The following is a 16,473-nucleotide window of genomic DNA, read 5'->3' on the forward strand; positions in this document are numbered from 1 at the left end:
CTCAGCGCTCCCTGCCTGCGCCGAAGTTCGGCCTTTGCGTCAGATAGACGAAATAGGGGCCGCCGATCAGGGCAGTGATGATGCTGACGGGAATCTCGCGTGGGGCCGCGAGGCTGCGGGCCAGCACGTCGGCGGCCACCAGCAGCATGCCGCCCGCCGCCAGGTTGAGCATGACGGCTGTCGCCGGCCCGGACGGGCGCAACAGGCGCACGATATGGGGGACGGCGAGGCCGATGAAGGCGATCGGCCCGGCCACCGGCGTGATGCCGGCGACCGGCAGTGTCGCCAGCACGAGCAGGACGGGCTTCCATAGGGCAGGATTGAGACCCATGCCGGCCGCGGCCTGATCGCTGAGGGACAGCATGGCGACGACGCGGTGGCAGAGCAGCGCCCCGATCAGGCTGGCCCCGATCCAGGGCAGCATGAAGGCGATGTGGCTCCAGGATCGTCCCTGCAGGCCACCGGAGAGCCAGAACAGCACGGCCGGCGATTGCGGGCCGCCCAGCAGCAGCATGTAGGTGGTGATACCGCCCAGGAAGAGCGCGACGGTCACGCCGCCGAGAGCCAGGCGCAGCGGCGAGGTGCGGCCGCCGCGGGCGATCCAGAAGGTGGTTGCCGCCGCCCCGAGTCCGCCGACAAGGCCGATCGGCGCGTAATAGATCGAGGAGAGCCAGGGCAGGAAGACGAAGCAGCCGACGATCGACGCGACCGCGCCGGCAGTGACGCCGGTGAGATCGGGGGAGGCCAGGGGATTGCGGCTGAACGACTGCAGCAGATAGCCCGACAGGCCGAGGCCGCCGCCCGCCAGGAAGGCGGCGATGCTGCGCGGCAGGCGCAAGGTCCAGACGATGGTGCTGTCGATGTTCGCGGTAGGCGCAAAGATCGCGTTGAGCGCAGTGTCGAGGCGCATGGGCTTGGCACCAACCAGCAGCCCGCCGAAGCCGACCAGGATGGCGATCAGCAGGAACAGGCCGGCCAGGGCGACCGCGGACAGGTGCCCGCCGGCCGTCCCTGCTGCTTGCCTTGCCGCTATTCCTCTCATTTCGAGGCGGCGGGGATCAGTTTGGTTGCCTCCGCCGCGACGTCCGGCTTGGGGAAAACATCCGGATAGAGGTAATGCGCGGCCTCGCGCAGGACGATCTCGCGCGCGATCGGGCCATGCGCCTCCACCCATTGGTCGCCGACATAGTAGACCCGGCCGTTCTTCACGGCGGACAGGCTGTTCCAGATCGGATTGTTCTCATTGGGACGATCGGGACCATAGTCATAGACGAAGATGACTTCGGGATCCTTCTCCAGCATGGTTTCGAGGCTCATCTCCACCCCGAAATTGTCGACCTTGTAGGTCGCGGGATTGTTGCCGGCAATGTTCTCGCCCCCCAGGGCCGTGAGGATCGCCGCGGTCATGTTCTCGTTGTAGAAGGTCCAGGGCGCATCGCCGGCCCACATCACCTGGAAGCGTGGATGCACGCCCTTGGGTGCCTTGGCGGCGAAGGCGGCCAGGTCCTGCTTGAACTGGGCATTGAGCTGTTCCGCCCGCTCCTTCTTTCCCAGAAGGGTGGCAAGCTGCGTGATGGTGCGGTCGCTATCGTCGTAGAGTTCGAGATTATAGGCAAGATAGGGGGCGATCTTCTGGTACTGCGCCGCATTGCCCTCGGTGTAGCGGCGCATGGCGACGATCAGGTCGGGCTTGGCCTCGGCAAGCAACTCCAGATTGGGCTTGGCGCGTTGGCCGATCTGGGGAATGTCCCTGGTCCGTCCGAGCAGGAAGTCGGGCTCCCGGCCCTTGACCATATAGGTGGTGGCTATCGGCTCGAGGCCGAGAGCGAGCATCAGGTCCACGCCGAAATAGGAGATCGCTGCCACGCGCTTCGGCGTGGCCGGCACATCGACCTTGATGCCGCGATCATCGGTGATTGCCGTGGGCTTGGCTTCCTCGGCCAGGACTGCGCTGCCAAAAAGCAGGGACAGGAGACTTGCTTTCAGTAGTGTCGTGATCGCTCTGAACAAGATATGCCCCGATTTTAATTATTCTAATTAAAACTATGTCGTCTCGACGCCTCGTCGGGCCGATTTACAAGGCAATATCTTTGCCTTCAAGAAAATTTACTTGAAGAGCAGTGGGCGAAATCGGGAGGAGCGGATCAAACAAAAGCCCGCACCGGCGAATGCCGGCGCGGGCTGAAAGCGGAACGGGGAAACTGTGGACTGTGCGTTATGGCGCTCAGCGCCGGATCAGCGTACCCGCGCCGTGATTGGTGAGGAGTTCCAGCAGCACGGCATGCGGCACCTTGCCGTCCATGATCACCACGGCCTCGACGCCCTTTTCGAGGGCATAGATGCAGGTTTCCACCTTGGGGATCATGCCGCCGGTGATGGTGCCGTCGGCGATCAGGCGGCGGATGCCTTCCACGTCGATTTCCTCGATCAGGTTCTTGTCCTTGTCGAGGATGCCCGGCACGTCCGTCATCAGCAGGAGACGGGTGGCGCCGAGCGCCCCGGCGATGGCGCCTGCGAAAGTATCGGCATTGACGTTGAAGGTGCCGCCGTCATCCGATGCCGCCACCGGCGCCAGCACCGGGATGATCTGCGAATGGATGATCTGGTCGAGCACGGTGGTGTCGACCTTGTCGGGCTCGCCCACGAAGCCGAGATCGACCACCTTCTCGATGGCGGAATCCGGATCGTAGATCGTCCGCGTCGCTTTCTTGGCGGTGAGCATGCGGCCATCCTTGCCGGAGAGCCCGACCGCGCGGCCGCCGGCGGCGTTGATGAAGCCGACGAGCTGCTTGTTGATCGAGCCGGCCAGCACCATTTCCACCACCTCGACGCTGGCAGCGTCGGTGATACGGTGTCCGGCGGCAAATTCGGACTGGATGCCGAGGCGCTTCAGCATTTCCGAGATCTGCGGGCCGCCCCCATGCACCACCACCGGATTGAGGCCGGCCTGTTCGAGCAGCACGATGTCGCGCGCGAAATCGCGGGCGACCTGCTCGCTGCCCATGGCATGGCCGCCATATTTGACGACGATGGTGGCATCGTCATGCTGCTGCATGTAGGGAAGGGCTTCGGAGAGGATTTCAGCCTTGTCGTGGACGCTCAAATTAGGGCTCATGGCTACGGGATCCGAAAGAGACTGGAAGCGCTTTTACAGCATGTTGCGGGCATGAAAAGAGGCGATTGCGCCAAATCGCAAGATGCCCGGGCGGTCACTCCATCGCTACCGAGGCCGGCTCGACCTTGGTCCTGAGCGGCCGCTCTTCCATGCGCAACAGGGCGCAAAGCGTGGCGAGCGATCCGAAGGCAGCGGCCAGGAACACCCAGCGGAACACCGAACCGATGTCGCTGCCGGCGGCAGCGATCGATTTCGCCAAGGTCTCGATGGTGACGTTGGCAGCGAGGTCGGCCGGCAGGCCGCCCATCACGATGGCGCCGAACACCGCAACGATCAGGGCGCCGCCGAGCGAGCGAAAGAAATTCATGGCGCCGGTGGCCGTGCCCATCTGGTGCTGTAGGACGGCGTTCTGGATCGCCACCGTGGTGACCGGCAGCATGGTGCCGATGCCCAGGGATGCGGCCGTCAGCAGGACTTCGAGCACCACCAGAGGCAGGGCCTGCGGATTGATCGAGATCAGGGCGAAGGCGAGGGTCGAGACGGCAAGGCCGATCAGGGGTGGGCGCTTATAGTGCGTGATGCGCGCCATCAGGCGGCCCGACAGTGTCGCCCCCGTGACGGTGCCGACCATCATCGGGATCAAGGCGAGGCCCGATTGGCTTGCCGTCAGGCCATAGACGCCTTCCAGCAGGATCGGCATGTAGATCGTCATGCCGATGAAGACGCCCATGCCGAAACAGGCGGCGATGGTGCCCGCCGCCACCACCGGATTGGCCAGGATCTCGGTGGGGATCAGCGGTTCGGGCGCGGTGCGCAGGCGGACGACGAAGCCGATCCAGAACAGGACGGAAAGGCCGAACAGGCCGAGGATCGGTGCCGAGGTCCAGGCATAATGCGGCCCGCCTAGGCTGAGGGCGAGCAGCAGGGCGATGGTAGCCACGGCCATCAGCGCCGAGCCGAGAAAATCGAGCTTGTGCGGCCTTTCGTGGCGCGGCAGCTTCTTGAGCACCGAATTCGTCATCCAGAAGGCGAGCAGGCCGAGCGGCAGGTTGATCCAGAAGATCACCGACCAGTGGAGCTTCTCGGCCATGAAGCCGCCGAGTACCGGGCCGGCGATGCTGGAGGAGACGAAGACGGTGGCGAAATAGGCCTGATAGCGAGCGCGTTCGCGTGGCGGAATGATATCGGCGATGATGGTCTGCGCCAGCGAGATCAACCCGCCGCCGCCGAGGCCCTGCAGAGCCCGCGCCAGGATCAGGGTCAGCATGGTCGGGGCGAGGGCGCACAGAATCGAGCCGGCCACGAAAGTGCCGATCGCCACCAGCAGCGTCACGCGCCGGCCGGCGATATCCGCCATCTTGCCATAGAGCGGCGTCACCGCCGTCGAGGTCAGCAGGTAGATGGTGACGACCCAGGGCAGATTCTCGAAATCGCCAAGCACGCGGCCGATCGTCGGCATTGCCGTGGCCACGATGGTCTGGTCGAGCGCCGCAAGGAACATCGCCACCAGCACGCCGATGATGATCGAGCGTATCTCCTGAGGGCTCAGCGCGGAACTGGCCGGTTCGGACTGGGTCATAACTGCTTTCCGGAAGCTCGGTCGCGGCTTCCTATTCTATGCAAAATATCTTGCACATTCCTCCGGATCGCGGCCTTGGACGACAAAGAGGGATGTGCCTGGAGCGGAAAGAAGAGGCGGGCCCGAAGACCCGCCTCTTCTTGGAAATGGCCGGAATGGCGTCCTTCAATGACCCGCCATCGATAATCGGCAAGCGCCTATTCGGCTGCCTCGCGGTTTGGCGCGGGGACCGGCTGCAGGTCGAGAGGCAGGCGCCGCTCGGCCTCGCCGATATAGTCGCGGGTCAGCGGTACGGCGTTGACCGACTTTGCCACCTGGATCTGGAAGACCATGTGGCCGCCCCAGCGGAAAGTGGCCTCGGAAGCGGCCAGATACATGTCCCACATCCGGCAGAAGCGCTCGTCATAGAAGGAACGGATCTGGTCGCGATGATGGTTGAAGCGCTCGCGCCAGTGCTTGAGTGTCTCCGCATAATGGATCCGGAGGATCTCGATGTCGGTGACGACCAACCCGGCCCGTTCGATCGCCGGCAGCACTTCCGAAAGCGCCGGCGAATAGCCACCGGGGAAGATATATTTCTGGATCCATGGATTGGTGGCGCCGGGCCCGTCGGAACGGCCAATGGCATGCACGAGGCCCACGCCGTCCTCGTTCAGAAGGGCGGCGATCTTGCGGAAATAGGCATCGTAGTGGTTGACGCCGACATGTTCGAACATGCCGACGGAGACGATGCGATCGAATTTCCGATCGAGGGCGCGGTAGTCGACCAGCTCGAAGCGCACGCGGTCGGCGATGCCGGCGGCCTGGGCCCGGGCGTTGGAAACCCGGTGCTGCTCTTCCGACAGGGTGATGCCGGTGACATCCGCCTTGGTCACGTCGGAAATGTAGAGACCCATGCCGCCCCAGCCCGAGCCGATGTCGAGGACCTTCACGCCCGGCTTCAGCAGCAGTTTGGCGGCGATATGCCGCTTCTTATAGGCCTGCGCTTCTTCCAGCGTGATGTCGAGGCTGGGAAAATAGGCGCAGCTATACTGCCGGTCCGCATCCAGGAAGAGGTCGAACAATTCGTCCTTCAGGTCATAGTGATGGGCGACGTTGTTCTTCGACTTTCCGGCCGGATTGTACTGGGCGATGCGCCGGCTGATCTTGCGAGCCGTGGAAGCGATGTTGCTCAGCGGGCCGATCGAGGTAGACCAGCCGATATTCTGCATGAACACGGCGAGCATGTCGTAGACATCACCCTTTTCGATGACGAGGCGCCCGTCCATGAAGGCTTCGCCCACTTCCAGTTCCGGATTGGTGAGAAGCTTCCAGGCCGTTGCCTTGTCTACAATTCGAATGATGCTCGAAAAACCCTGGCCGGATCCGTAGGTATGAACGTGGCCTTCGGGATCAATAACCGTAAGTGCACCCTTTTTAATCAGGCGCTTCAACATAGTATCGAGAATAAACATCTGCAAAAACCCCAGCGGTTTCGCATCGCGGGAGCCCTTTCGGTCGCCTGCCGCTCTCATCACGCAGGGAGGACCGCCACTTGCCGGCTGGCAGATTCGACACGAACCGTTCCCAAATTGAACGCAATTTGAGCAGGGATGCAATTGTTTTTCTGCCCACTCTAAACAAAATCAAAAAGCGCGACACGATGCCGCCTTCGAATATTTTCCCGGAATCAGAATTCGGCCTGTCGCCGCAGGCCGGCAATTGATGGCGGAGCGCATTTTACCGTTGCGCTCTGTCGAATGCTTTCTATGATGCGCGTCTGCTAATTTGTCTGAGGAATGCGCCGCGTGTCTCCTACTCCCCTCCGCCTAGCCCAATTGCGCCATCAGGGTCGGCGCGCCGTCGTCGCCACCAACGAGGGCGTCTCGCGCCTCATTCGCGACACCGCGACGGTGCTGGACCTCGCCAATGCCGCGATCGTTTCAGGTCACAGCCTGAGGGCCGAGATCGAGAAGCGTGGCCTGGGTGAGACCGTCGACCTTGCGGCCGCGCTTGCCGCCGGCGAGGTGCTGGCGCCGATCGACCATCCGGACCCAAGCCATGTCATGGTTGCCGGCACCGGGCTGACCCATCTCGGCAGCGCCGAAGGGCGCGACAAGATGCATCAGGACCTTGCCGATCTGTCGAAGGCCACCGATTCCATGAAGATGTTCCGCATGGGGCTCGATGGCGGCCGACCGGCGCCGGGCCGGGAGGGCGTGCAGCCCGAATGGTTCTACAAGGGCGATGGCTCGACGCTGATTGCTCCGCAGGGCGCCTTGCCGTCGCCATCCTTCGCCCTCGACGCCGGTGAGGAGCCGGAACTGGCCGGCATCTATGTCAACGGGCCCGACGGCACGCCCTGGCGTATTGGTTTTGCGCTCGGCAACGAGTTTTCCGATCACGTCACCGAACGGCAGAACTATCTCTATCTCGCCCATTCCAAGCTGCGCGTCTCAGCCATCGGGCCGGAGCTCCTGGTCGGCGAGGCGCCCGCCGATATCCGCGGCACCTCGCGCATCCTGCGCCAGGGCAAGGTAATCTGGGAAAAGCCCTTCCTCACTGGCGAGGCGAACATGTCGCACACCATCGCCAATCTCGAAGGCCATCACTTCAAGTACCAGCTGTTCCGCCAGCCGGGGCAGGTGAATGTGCACTATTACGGCACGGCGACGCTGAGCGTCTCCGACGGCGTGGTGACCGAGCCCGGCGACGTCTTCGAGATCTCGGCCGAGCCTTTCGGGCTGCCGCTCGCCAATCCGATCGGGCGCGTGGACGCGCCATGGCCGACGGTGAAGGCGCTGTGATCCTAGGACCGCCGGCCTCCTGGCCGGCTCTTGGGAACTTCTGTCGTGCGAAAGACAGGATGCCGGCCAGGAGGCCGGCGGTCCCAGGATCATCCGAAATACTGCCCGAGAATGCGCTGGTAGATCCGGGTCAGGCTTTCCAGGTCGAGGATGTCGACGCGCTCGTCGATCTGGTGCATCGTCTTGCCGACTAGGCCGAACTCCACCACCGGACAGACATTCTTGATGAAGCGGGCGTCCGAGGTGCCGCCCGAAGTCGACAGCACCGGGCGGCGGCCGGTTTCCGCCTCGATCGAGGAGACGATCGCATCGACGAAAGCGCCGGGCGGCGTGAAGAAGGATTCGGAAGCCGAGCGCTCGAAGACGAGGTCGTAGGCGACCTCGTTGCCGGCGGCGCCGTCGAGCTTGCCGCGCACCCATTCTTCCAGGCTTTGCCGGGTCCAGCGGTCGTTGAAGCGGATGTTGAAGGTCGCGCTGATGTCGGCGGGAATGACGTTGAAGGCGGGATTGCCGACATCCACCGATACCACTTCGAGATTGGAGGCGTCGAAATGGTCGCTGCCTTGGTCGAGCTCGCTCTGGGTCAGGGCGGCGAGCAGGCGCACCATCTGCGGTACGGGGTTCATGGCCAGGTGCGGATAGGCGACATGTCCCTGCTTGCCATGCACGGTGATGATGCCTGACAGCGAACCGCGCCGGCCGATCTTGACCATGTCGCCGAGGGCGTCGGGGTTGGTCGGCTCGCCGAGGATGCAATGGCCGATGCGGTCGCCCTTGGCCACGGCCCAGTCCAGCAGTTTCACGGTGCCATTGATGGCCGGGCCTTCCTCGTCGCCGGTGATCAGGAAGGCGATCGGCGCCTCGGGATTGGCATCGAGATGACGCAGGCTCGCCGCGACACTGGCGGCGACGCCGCCCTTCATGTCCACCGCGCCGCGTCCGTAGAGCTGTCCGTTGACGATGTCGCCGGAGAAGGGCTGATGGCGCCAGCGCGCCTCGTCGCCCGGCGGCACAACGTCGGTATGGCCGGCGAACATCAGGGCCGGCTTGTCCGGCGGTCCGATGCGCGCATAGAGATTGACGATATCAGGTGTGTCCTCGTCGCTGAAAGGCACCAGATGGACGGCAAAGCCGTCTGCCTGCAGCACTTCGGCCAGCAGCGTCAAGGCGCCGCCTTCGGCCGGTGTGACGGAGGGGCAGCGGATGAGGGCCTGGGTGAGGGCGACGGGATCGCGGGGATCGAAGCTGAGATCAGTCATGGGGCGTTTGGGGGGCGGGTCTTCAGACCCGCCTCTTTCTTGACAAATGATGCAGTTCCAGGGGGGTCTGAAGACCCGCCCCCGATGCGGCTCAGTGGTTTCCGTCGCGCAGCAATTCGTTGATGCTGGTCTTGGAACGCGTCTGCGCATCGACCGTCTTGACGATCACGGCGCAATAGAGCGAGGGGCCGGGGCGGCCGTCCGGCAGGGGCTTGCCGGGCAGGTTGCCGGAGACCACCACCGAATAGGGCGGCACATAGCCCTTGTAGGTCTGGCCGGTGGCCCGGTCGATGATGGTGGTGGACGCGCCGATATAGACGCCCATCGAGATCACCGAACCTTCGCCGATGATGACGCCCTCGACCACTTCCGAACGGGCGCCGATGAAGCAGTCGTCCTCGATGATGGTCGGATTGGCCTGCAGCGGCTCGAGCACGCCGCCGATGCCGACGCCGCCGGACAGATGCACGTTCTTGCCGATCTGGGCGCAGGAGCCGACGGTCGACCAGGTGTCCACCATGGTGCCGGTGGAGACATAGGCGCCCAGATTGACGAAGGACGGCATCAGCACCACGCCGGGCGCGATATAGGCCGAGTGGCGCACCACGCAATTCGGAACGGCGCGGAAGCCGGCCAGGCGGAATTCCGTCGTGCTCCAGCCCTCGAACTTGGAGGGAACCTTGTCCCACCACAGGGTGCCGCCCGGGCCGCCGGCAATGGTGGTCATGTCATTGAGGCGGAAGGACAGCAGCACCGCCTTCTTCAGCCATTGATGGGTGTGCCAGGATTCACGGCCGGTCGCGCCGGGCACCTTTTCGGCGACGCGCAGCTTGCCTTCGTCGAGCAGGCCGAGCGTATGGTTGACGGCTGCCCGGATCTCGCCCTTGGTCTCGAAATTGCACTGGGCCCGGTCTTCCCAGGCGGCGTCGATCACGGTCTGCAGGCGGGCGATTTCCATGGCGTCTCCTCACATAATCCCGCCGCAAATGCCGCGCGAAAGCCGGGCCTGTCAAGTTCCAGACCGTCCTGGACTGGCCTAATCTCCCTCTCTCGGCTGTTGTGCCGACAAAGGGCTTGACGGCGCAGGGCATCGTTGCTGGTCTGCGCGCTCGATTGTTCCCTTTTGAGGTTTGCCATGTCCATTTCCTCCGAGAGCCATTCCAAACGTCTCGACAAGCTCGCCGAGACGGCCGTGAAGGTCGGCCTCGGCCTTGCGCCCGGCCAGGAATTGGTGATGACGGCCTCGATCGAGGCCTTGCCGCTGGTGCGCCGGATCACCGAGCATGCCTACAAGGCTGGTGCCAGCCTGGTCACCACGCTGTTTTCGGACGAGGAATCGACGCTGGCGCGCTATCGCTTCGCACCGGATGCCGCCTTCGACACCGCTTCGGGCTGGCTGTTCGACGGCATGGCCGCGGCCTTTGATCGCGGTGCCGCCCGCCTCGCCATCGCCGGCGAGGATCCCTCGCTGCTGGCTGGCCAGGACCCGGCCAGGATCGCGCGGGCCAATCAGGCGCGTTCTGCCGCCTACAAGCCGGCGCAGAAGCGCATCGTCGGCTTCGACATCAACTGGAACATCGTGTCCTACGCCTCCGCCGCCTGGGCCAAGGCCGTGTTCCCGAACGAGGCGGAGGAGGTTGCCGTCGCCAAGTTGTGGGACGCCATCTTCGCTGCTTCGCGCATCGATTCGAACGATCCGGTCGCGGCCTGGGCCGAGCATAACCGCAACCTGCATGCCCGTGCCGCCTACCTCAACGACAAGCGCTATGCCGCGCTGCATTACACCGGCCCGGGCACCGATCTCACCGTCGGCCTCGCCGACGGGCATGAATGGCTCGGCGGCTCGTCCAAGGCCAGGAACGGCATCACCTGCAATCCCAACATCCCGACCGAGGAAGTCTTCACCACGCCGCATCGCGACCGGGTGAGCGGCTATGTCTCCGCCACCAAGCCCTTGTCCTATCAGGGCACGCTGATCGACAAGATCGCCGTGCGCTTCGAGGAGGGACGTATCGTCGAGGCCGATGCCGCTACCGGCAAGGACGTGCTCGCCAAGGTGCTGGATACCGATGCGGGGGCCCGGCATCTCGGCGAAGTCGCGCTGGTGCCGTTCTCCTCGCCGATCTCCCAGAGCGGCCTGCTGTTCTACAACACGCTGTTCGACGAAAATGCCGCCAGCCACATCGCGCTCGGCCAGTCCTACAGCCAGTGCTTCGTCAATGGCGGCTCGCTGAGCCCGGAAGAACTGGCGACGCGCGGCGCCAACAACAGCCTGATCCATATCGACTGGATGATCGGCTCGGGCGAGATCGACATCGACGGTATCGGCGCCGATGGCAAGGCCGAGCCGCTGATGCGCAAGGGCGAATGGGCGTAGCCGGTCTCGCCCTGGGTGGTCTCGCCCTGGGTGGCCTCAGCTCTTGGTGTAACCGAGGCTCGCCTCGAGGTTCTCGAACGTGTCGTCCATGGCGTAACTGCGCAGGAAGGGCAGCGAGAAATGGCCGAAGCGCAAGGACATCTGGCTTTCCGCCTGCGCTTCGCTCGTCTTGCTGATCGCCGCCAGATAGAGCGCGGCGGCAAGGCCGCTGCGGTCCGCGCCGCCTTCGCAATGGATCAGGATGGGTTTTTCCGCATTGCGCAACAATTGTACCAGGGCGTCCGCCTGCAGGCCGCTCAGTTCACGTGACGCGGACATGGCGAAATCGACATGGGTGACGCCGAGCCGGGCCGCTTCGGCGATCTCGGCGTCGTACCAGGCGGCGCCGGTGTTCCTGCCGCGCAGATTGATCACGGTGCGGATACCCGCCTCATGGACATAGTGCCTGAGCCGCCCGGGCGTGGGTTGGCCGGAGCGATAGAGTTCGCCGGCAACCACGGTGTGGAAATTGCCGCCGAGATATTGCAGGCTCAGATAGGTTGCGCCGGCGGCCAGGACGGCGGCGCAGCCCAGGCCCGCCGCCAGGAGAACGCCCCTCAACCAGGCGGCAGTTCCTGCGCTGCGCCCGGTGGGGAATTTGTACGCTGAACCGCTACTCAACCTTCGCCTCCGACCACCTATCGTCGGCGCGTTCTAGCCCAGCAGAATTAGGGCAGACTTAGAGGGGGCTGCCGAGCATGGCCGCCAGGGCCTGGTGCAGGCCGGTTTCGCCACGCCGGACATTCCCGGTGACCTCTTCCACCTCGATGCGCCCGGCATTGTGGGCGTCGTACATCTCGGCGACGAGCTCGGCATAGCTCGCGCTCAGGCCGCCCTGAACCAAGGCGGGAAGCCACTGGGCGCGCGGCAGCTCCCGTGCCGCGATCTCCCGGCCGGTGAGGCTGGCCAGGGCCGAGGCGACATCCGCTGTGCTGTAGCGTTCCGGGCCTTCCGCGTGAAAGACGCGAAACCCGGCGCCGGAGCCGGTCGTCAGCAGCTGGGCGGCAATTTCTCCGACGTCGGCAGCCGAAACCGTGGGAAACAGCTTGGTCACGGGATGATGCAGGCTGGGCAGGACACCGGTTTCGACCGCGCGCGGCAACAGCCGGGCCCAGTTCTGCATGTGCTCGGCCGACCTCAGCACCGTCAGGGGCAGGCCAAGGCCGCGAAGGGCCTCCTCCAGATGGTGAAAGGTCAGGGCGATGCCGGTCTCGCTGGCATGGTGGGCGCCATAGTCCGAAATTGCCAGCACGGAAGCTGGTCGGGTTTCGGCCAAGGCGGTGACGATCGCCTCGATCGAGCTGCGCATTTGCGCGCCGGCGTCGTCGCTGCGCGGGCTGATGGGGCAGATGACCTGAACCGCCTGCGCGTCCCGCAGGGCGGGGCGCAGAGCCTGGCCGTCATGGATGTCGGCCATGGCAATGTCGCAGCCAAGGGCTTGCAAGGCCGCTGCATGGTCCGCGTTGCGGATGATGGCCCTCACAGGTGCGCCGAGCTGGCGGAGCGTTTGGATCGAATGGCGGCCGATTTTGCCGTTGGCGCCCAGAATGACGAACATCGTGTCTGTCCTCGCTTGCTGTCGAGGCGCGATTGAAGACGTTCCGGCCGGCATCGTCGCACGCAAAAGGATGGTGCAAAGCAGAAAGGGATGAAAAAAAACGGGAGCTTTGGCGTCAGGCGGCCTGTTCCCGCCTCAGGCGGGCGAGACCGGCCGGCGTCATGCCCAGGATGCGCTTCATGGCATGGGCGAGATGGCTTTGGTGCGCAAAGCCCGCGCTCAAGGCAACCTGACTGATCGGCAGGTCGCCGTTCGCGAGCAGGCGCCTGGCATGTTCCACCCGGCGCCGGATGACATATTGGTGCACCGGCAGGTCGAACGAGCGCCGGAACAGGACTTTGAGATGCGGCACGCTGATGCCGGCAATCCGTGCCAGCACTGCAAGGGAAAGATCGTGATCGAGATGGCTTTCGATGAATTCGACCAGATCGTCGCGCTGTCTTGCCGAAAGGGTCTGCCTTGCCGAAATGGCGGCCAGCCTCGCATGTCCGTCGACGAGGCGCACAGCCAGGGCCGAACCGAGGCCTTCGGCAACCAGGCGGTCGGTCGGAGTCCGTCCCGCCGGCTCGGCCAGGGCTTTGGCGATATATTCGATCCTGGCGTCGCGGCATTGGAAACGCGGGATCAGCCGGACGCGGTCGGGATCGATCTCAAGATCTTCGGCGGCCTTGCGCAGAAGGGCCGGGCTTACCCATAGGCGCAGGATGGTGCAATCGGCGTCGTCTTCCCATTCGCCATCCAACCCGGCCGGAACGATGTCGATGTCGCCATCGGACTGGATGCGGATGTAGCGTCGGCCGTCACAGCGGCAGGAGGCGTTGACAGGCCTGCCGACATGGACGCCAAGCCGGTGGAAGGGCGAGGCGGGCACATGGGTAAGGCCGGCGGCAATGTCGCGTCGCTCGACCGCAACGCCGATGGTATCAAGCCAGTCTGCGCTCATGACCGCTCCAATCGCCCAACCGGATATAGCGACTATGTGGCCATGAAAATGGCGCGCGGCCAGCCCGGCCACGGCATTTTTCAGGATCCTGCCGGGGCATTCGCGATTTCGCCGTTCAGGCGAGCCGAAACCAGGAGTTCGGCTACCAGTCCGCTGCGATCCGCCCGATTGGCCAGGGTGAGGGCGATGTCGTGGCCGTCGGCGATGGACCTGGCGATCGCCAGCCCCAATCCGGTCCCCTCGACATGCTGCGGTGCGGCCCGGAAGAAGCGTTCGAAGACACGTTCGAGCAGGTCGGGATCGAGCCCCGGACCGCTATCCGTGATGCGGATGCCGTGCCTGCCATCATCGAAGGTCTCGATCGTGATCTCGCCTCCGGAGGGGGTGTAGTGCAGCGCGTTTTCGATCAGATTGGTGAGCAGCGTCCGCAATTCCCTGGCGTCGCCGACAAGCGGAACCGCGCTGCGCCGCTGCATGCTCAGACGCAGTCCGCGGGCCTCGGCGATCGGTTCGAGTTCGGCAACGCAAGCCTGCGCCAGTACGCCGAGGTCCTGGGGCGTATGTTCCTGGCCACCGGTGCCGGCTTCCAGGCGGGCGAGCTGGAGCATCTGGTTGGTGAGGTGGGTGGCACGCCTGGCACCTGCCTCCAGGTCATCGAGCCTTGCATGCAGTGCTGCACCGCGGGAAAGGGGCCTGAGATTGCCGACCTGCAGGGTGAGCGCGGCGAGCGGGGTGCGCATCTCATGTGCGGCATCGGAGATGAAGCGGCGCTGGCGTTCCAGCGTCTGCTGCAAGCGGGACAACAGATGATTCATCGCAGCGACGAGTGGCAGGACCTCGGATGGCACCCCTGCTACGGGAATGGGCGTGGTGTCGGCGGCTGATCGCGCGGACAGGGTGGCGGCGATACGCCCAAGCGGCTTCATCACCAGATAGATGACCAGGCCAAGGAAAAGCCAGGCAACCGGGATGAGGATGATGATCGGCAGCACGGCGCCGAGGGCGGCATGCTCGGCCAGCTCCGTGCGCGCTTCGATCTGCTGGGCGATCTGGACGGTGCGTTCACCCTCGACCAGGGTGTAGACCCGCCAGTCGTGCCGGGCGACGGTCTCGTTCGAGAAGCCGGTACCGCTGCTGCGTGGAATGGCGATGGCGGGATTGGTCGAGCGCATCGGCGCGTCGGCGCTGTCCCAGACCTGAACGAGAAGATCGTCCTCTCGATTGCGCGTGCTTTTGATGGCGGGGCGCAGGCTGCGGGCATCGAGGGCGTAGACGGCGACCTGCTGCAGCTGCTTGTCGAGGAAGCGATGGGCCTCGCGCCGCACCGCGAAGTAGGAGACGAGGGCCGCGCCGATGCCGACCACCAGCAGCACGGCGGCGATGGCGATCAGGCTCGACCAGCGCAGCGACATCAGGGAGCGTCCTTTGCGACCATCCAGCCGGCTCCACGCGAATTGCGGATGATGTCCTTGCCGAATTTCTTGCGGATGGCGTGGATCAGCACCTCGACGGCGTTGCTTTCGACCTCCTCGCCCCAGCCATAGAGGCGTTCTTCCAGCTGGCTGCGCGAGACGATCGCGCCGGGTCGTTCCATCAGGACCAGCAGCAGGGAAAACACCCGTGCGGTCAGCACATGGCTTTGGCCGCGATAGGTGACGCGGTGGCTTTCGAGATCGAGCTCGAGGTCGCCATGGACCAGCGTGGAGACGGCCTGGCCGCCATGGCGGCGACGCAGCACGGCCCGGATCCGGGCCTGCAACTCGCGCATCTCGAAGGGCTTGACGATGTAGTCGTCGGCGCCGAGATCGAGGCCGTCGACGCGATGGTCGAGGTCGTCCCGGGCGGTGATGATCAGGACCGGCGTGGTGTCGCCGCCCCGCCTCAGATCGCGCAGCAGTTCAAAGCCGGTCTTGCCGGGCAGGCCGTTGTCGAGGAGCACGACGGAATAGCCGTGTTGCCGCAAGGCCGCTTCACCGTCCGGGCCGTCGCGAACCCAGTCCACCGCCATGCCGGCATCGCCAAGCGCCTGCAGCAGCGCCTTTCCGATCATCGGGTCGTCCTCGATCAGAAGAATGCGCATGGGGCCGCCGCGGAAACAATGTGAACTCGGCGAGGATGGCAACCAATTAAGGGCTGATCAAGGAAGCGGCCCGCCTCACTTGGTTCCGTAGATGCGGTCACCGGCATCGCCCAGGCCCGGCACGATATAGCCGTGGTCGTTGAGGTGGCTGTCGATCGCCGCCGTCCAGATCGTCACGTCGGGATGGGCCTCGCGCAGATGCTTGATGCCTTCGGGCGCAGCGAGCAGGCAGACGAAGCGGATATCCTTGACGTCGCGCGCCTTCAGCCGCTCGATGGCGGCGACGGCGGAATTGGCCGTGGCCAGCATCGGGTCGAGTACGATCACCAGGCGCTCCGCCACATCGGGCGGTGCCTTGAAGTAGTACTCAACGGCCTTCAGTGTTTCGGGATCACGATAAAGCCCGATATGGGCGACACGAGCCGAGGGCACGAGGTCGAGCATGCCTTCGAGGAAGCCCTCGCCGGCGCGCAGGATCGGGGCCAGCACCAGCTTCTTGCCGGCCACGCGCGGCGCCTGCATCTTGGTCAGGGGCGTCTCGATCTCGACCATTTCCAGCGGCAGATCGCGGGTAACCTCGTAGCAGAGCAGGCGGCCGATCTCGTTGAGCAACTGCCGGAACCCCTTGGTCGAGCGATTCTTGTCGCGCATCAAAGTGAGCTTGTGCTGCACCAGCGGGTGATCGACGACGATGACGCCTTCCATCGGAGTTTCCCTTCTTCACATTCTCCCTTTAC

15 protein-coding genes are annotated in these 16,473 nt (G+C 64.6%); 2 read left to right on the top strand and 13 right to left on the bottom strand.

Annotated features, from left to right (window positions below; translation table 11 throughout):
- Position 1: 1 nt before the first annotated feature.
- The 5 genes from ACIGJE_RS08860 to ACIGJE_RS08880 form a co-directional block, all read right to left on the bottom strand.
- Entirely contained in the window at positions 2-1,042 is a 1,041-nt protein-coding gene (locus tag ACIGJE_RS08860; RefSeq protein WP_415080323.1) for a FecCD family ABC transporter permease, read from the bottom strand.
- On the bottom strand, positions 1,039-2,010 hold the full coding sequence (locus tag ACIGJE_RS08865; RefSeq protein ID WP_415080324.1) for an ABC transporter substrate-binding protein: 972 nt from the start codon (positions 2,008-2,010) through the stop codon (positions 1,039-1,041). Before ACIGJE_RS08865 ends, ACIGJE_RS08860 begins: the two co-directional genes overlap by 4 nt.
- Positions 2,011-2,224: 214 nt before the next feature.
- A complete protein-coding gene (gene argB, locus ACIGJE_RS08870; RefSeq protein ID WP_311942971.1) occupies positions 2,225-3,115 on the bottom strand; it encodes an acetylglutamate kinase in 891 nt (296 codons plus the stop codon).
- 94 nt (positions 3,116-3,209) lie between these two features.
- Entirely contained in the window at positions 3,210-4,694 is a 1,485-nt protein-coding gene (locus ACIGJE_RS08875) for an MDR family MFS transporter (RefSeq protein WP_311942968.1), read from the bottom strand.
- A gap of 197 nt (positions 4,695-4,891) precedes the next feature.
- Positions 4,892-6,148: a cyclopropane fatty acid synthase gene (locus ACIGJE_RS08880; protein ID WP_376717752.1), complete on the bottom strand. Its 1,257-nt coding sequence runs from the start codon at positions 6,146-6,148 to the stop codon at positions 4,892-4,894.
- A 333-nt stretch (positions 6,149-6,481) separates the two neighbouring features.
- On the opposite strand from ACIGJE_RS08880, the gene araD1 reads away from it, so the two are divergent.
- Entirely contained in the window at positions 6,482-7,480 is a 999-nt protein-coding gene (araD1, locus tag ACIGJE_RS08885) for an AraD1 family protein (protein ID WP_376717751.1), read from the top strand.
- An 89-nt stretch (positions 7,481-7,569) separates the two neighbouring features.
- On the opposite strand, the gene dapE is transcribed toward araD1, so the two are convergent.
- Positions 7,570-8,739 (bottom strand): succinyl-diaminopimelate desuccinylase, encoded by a 1,170-nt coding sequence (dapE, locus tag ACIGJE_RS08890; protein WP_483679834.1) that lies wholly within the window; start codon positions 8,737-8,739, stop codon positions 7,570-7,572.
- Positions 8,740-8,830: 91 nt separating this feature from the next.
- The gene (dapD, locus tag ACIGJE_RS08895; RefSeq protein ID WP_311942958.1) at positions 8,831-9,697 is read right to left on the bottom strand and encodes a 2,3,4,5-tetrahydropyridine-2,6-dicarboxylate N-succinyltransferase; all 867 of its coding nucleotides are present in this window, start codon (positions 9,695-9,697) and stop codon (positions 8,831-8,833) included.
- A 177-nt stretch (positions 9,698-9,874) separates the two neighbouring features.
- On the opposite strand from dapD, the gene ACIGJE_RS08900 reads away from it, so the two are divergent.
- Complete coding sequence (locus ACIGJE_RS08900) at positions 9,875-11,116, top strand: aminopeptidase (protein ID WP_483679836.1); 1,242 nt, start codon at positions 9,875-9,877, stop codon at positions 11,114-11,116.
- A 36-nt stretch (positions 11,117-11,152) separates the two neighbouring features.
- On the opposite strand, the gene ACIGJE_RS08905 is transcribed toward ACIGJE_RS08900, so the two are convergent.
- The 6 genes from ACIGJE_RS08905 to upp form a co-directional block, all read right to left on the bottom strand.
- Positions 11,153-11,716, bottom strand: a complete 564-nt coding sequence (locus ACIGJE_RS08905) for a phosphatase domain-containing protein (protein WP_483680226.1) — start codon at positions 11,714-11,716, stop codon at positions 11,153-11,155.
- Between the two features lie 118 nt (positions 11,717-11,834).
- Positions 11,835-12,713, bottom strand: coding sequence for an NmrA family NAD(P)-binding protein (locus ACIGJE_RS08910; protein ID WP_483679838.1), 879 nt, complete (start codon positions 12,711-12,713; stop codon positions 11,835-11,837).
- A 115-nt stretch (positions 12,714-12,828) separates the two neighbouring features.
- Positions 12,829-13,656: an AraC family transcriptional regulator gene (locus ACIGJE_RS08915; protein WP_311942947.1), complete on the bottom strand. Its 828-nt coding sequence runs from the start codon at positions 13,654-13,656 to the stop codon at positions 12,829-12,831.
- An 80-nt stretch (positions 13,657-13,736) separates the two neighbouring features.
- Positions 13,737-15,068: an ATP-binding protein gene (locus ACIGJE_RS08920; protein WP_483679841.1), complete on the bottom strand. Its 1,332-nt coding sequence runs from the start codon at positions 15,066-15,068 to the stop codon at positions 13,737-13,739.
- Positions 15,068-15,736 (bottom strand): response regulator transcription factor, encoded by a 669-nt coding sequence (locus tag ACIGJE_RS08925; RefSeq protein WP_311942941.1) that lies wholly within the window; start codon positions 15,734-15,736, stop codon positions 15,068-15,070. Before ACIGJE_RS08925 ends, ACIGJE_RS08920 begins: the two co-directional genes overlap by 1 nt.
- 75 nt (positions 15,737-15,811) lie before the next feature.
- Positions 15,812-16,441, bottom strand: coding sequence for a uracil phosphoribosyltransferase (gene upp / locus ACIGJE_RS08930; protein ID WP_068288071.1), 630 nt, complete (start codon positions 16,439-16,441; stop codon positions 15,812-15,814).
- Between the last annotated feature and the right edge of the window lie 32 nt (positions 16,442-16,473).

The sequence above is a fragment of the Labrys sp. E2SS-1L genome (assembly GCF_057073705.1).

Excerpts from the sequence above, each read along its gene's own strand:
- ACIGJE_RS08860 (WP_415080323.1), bottom strand. The coding sequence starts at position 1,042 with ATGAGAGGAATAGCGGCAAGGCAAGCAGCAGGGACGGCCGGCGGGCAC.
- argB (WP_311942971.1), bottom strand. The coding sequence starts at position 3,115 with ATGAGCCCTAATTTGAGCGTCCACGACAAGGCTGAAATCCTCTCCGAA.
- ACIGJE_RS08875 (WP_311942968.1), bottom strand. The coding sequence starts at position 4,694 with ATGACCCAGTCCGAACCGGCCAGTTCCGCGCTGAGCCCTCAGGAGATA.
- ACIGJE_RS08880 (WP_376717752.1), bottom strand. The coding sequence starts at position 6,148 with ATGTTTATTCTCGATACTATGTTGAAGCGCCTGATTAAAAAGGGTGCA.
- dapE (WP_483679834.1), bottom strand. The coding sequence starts at position 8,739 with ATGACTGATCTCAGCTTCGATCCCCGCGATCCCGTCGCCCTCACCCAG.
- dapD (WP_311942958.1), bottom strand. The coding sequence starts at position 9,697 with ATGGAAATCGCCCGCCTGCAGACCGTGATCGACGCCGCCTGGGAAGAC.
- ACIGJE_RS08900 (WP_483679836.1), top strand. The coding sequence starts at position 9,875 with ATGTCCATTTCCTCCGAGAGCCATTCCAAACGTCTCGACAAGCTCGCC.
- ACIGJE_RS08910 (WP_483679838.1), bottom strand. The coding sequence starts at position 12,713 with ATGTTCGTCATTCTGGGCGCCAACGGCAAAATCGGCCGCCATTCGATC.
- ACIGJE_RS08915 (WP_311942947.1), bottom strand. The coding sequence starts at position 13,656 with ATGAGCGCAGACTGGCTTGATACCATCGGCGTTGCGGTCGAGCGACGC.
- ACIGJE_RS08920 (WP_483679841.1), bottom strand. The coding sequence starts at position 15,068 with ATGTCGCTGCGCTGGTCGAGCCTGATCGCCATCGCCGCCGTGCTGCTG.
- ACIGJE_RS08925 (WP_311942941.1), bottom strand. The coding sequence starts at position 15,736 with ATGCGCATTCTTCTGATCGAGGACGACCCGATGATCGGAAAGGCGCTG.
- upp (WP_068288071.1), bottom strand. The coding sequence starts at position 16,441 with ATGGAAGGCGTCATCGTCGTCGATCACCCGCTGGTGCAGCACAAGCTC.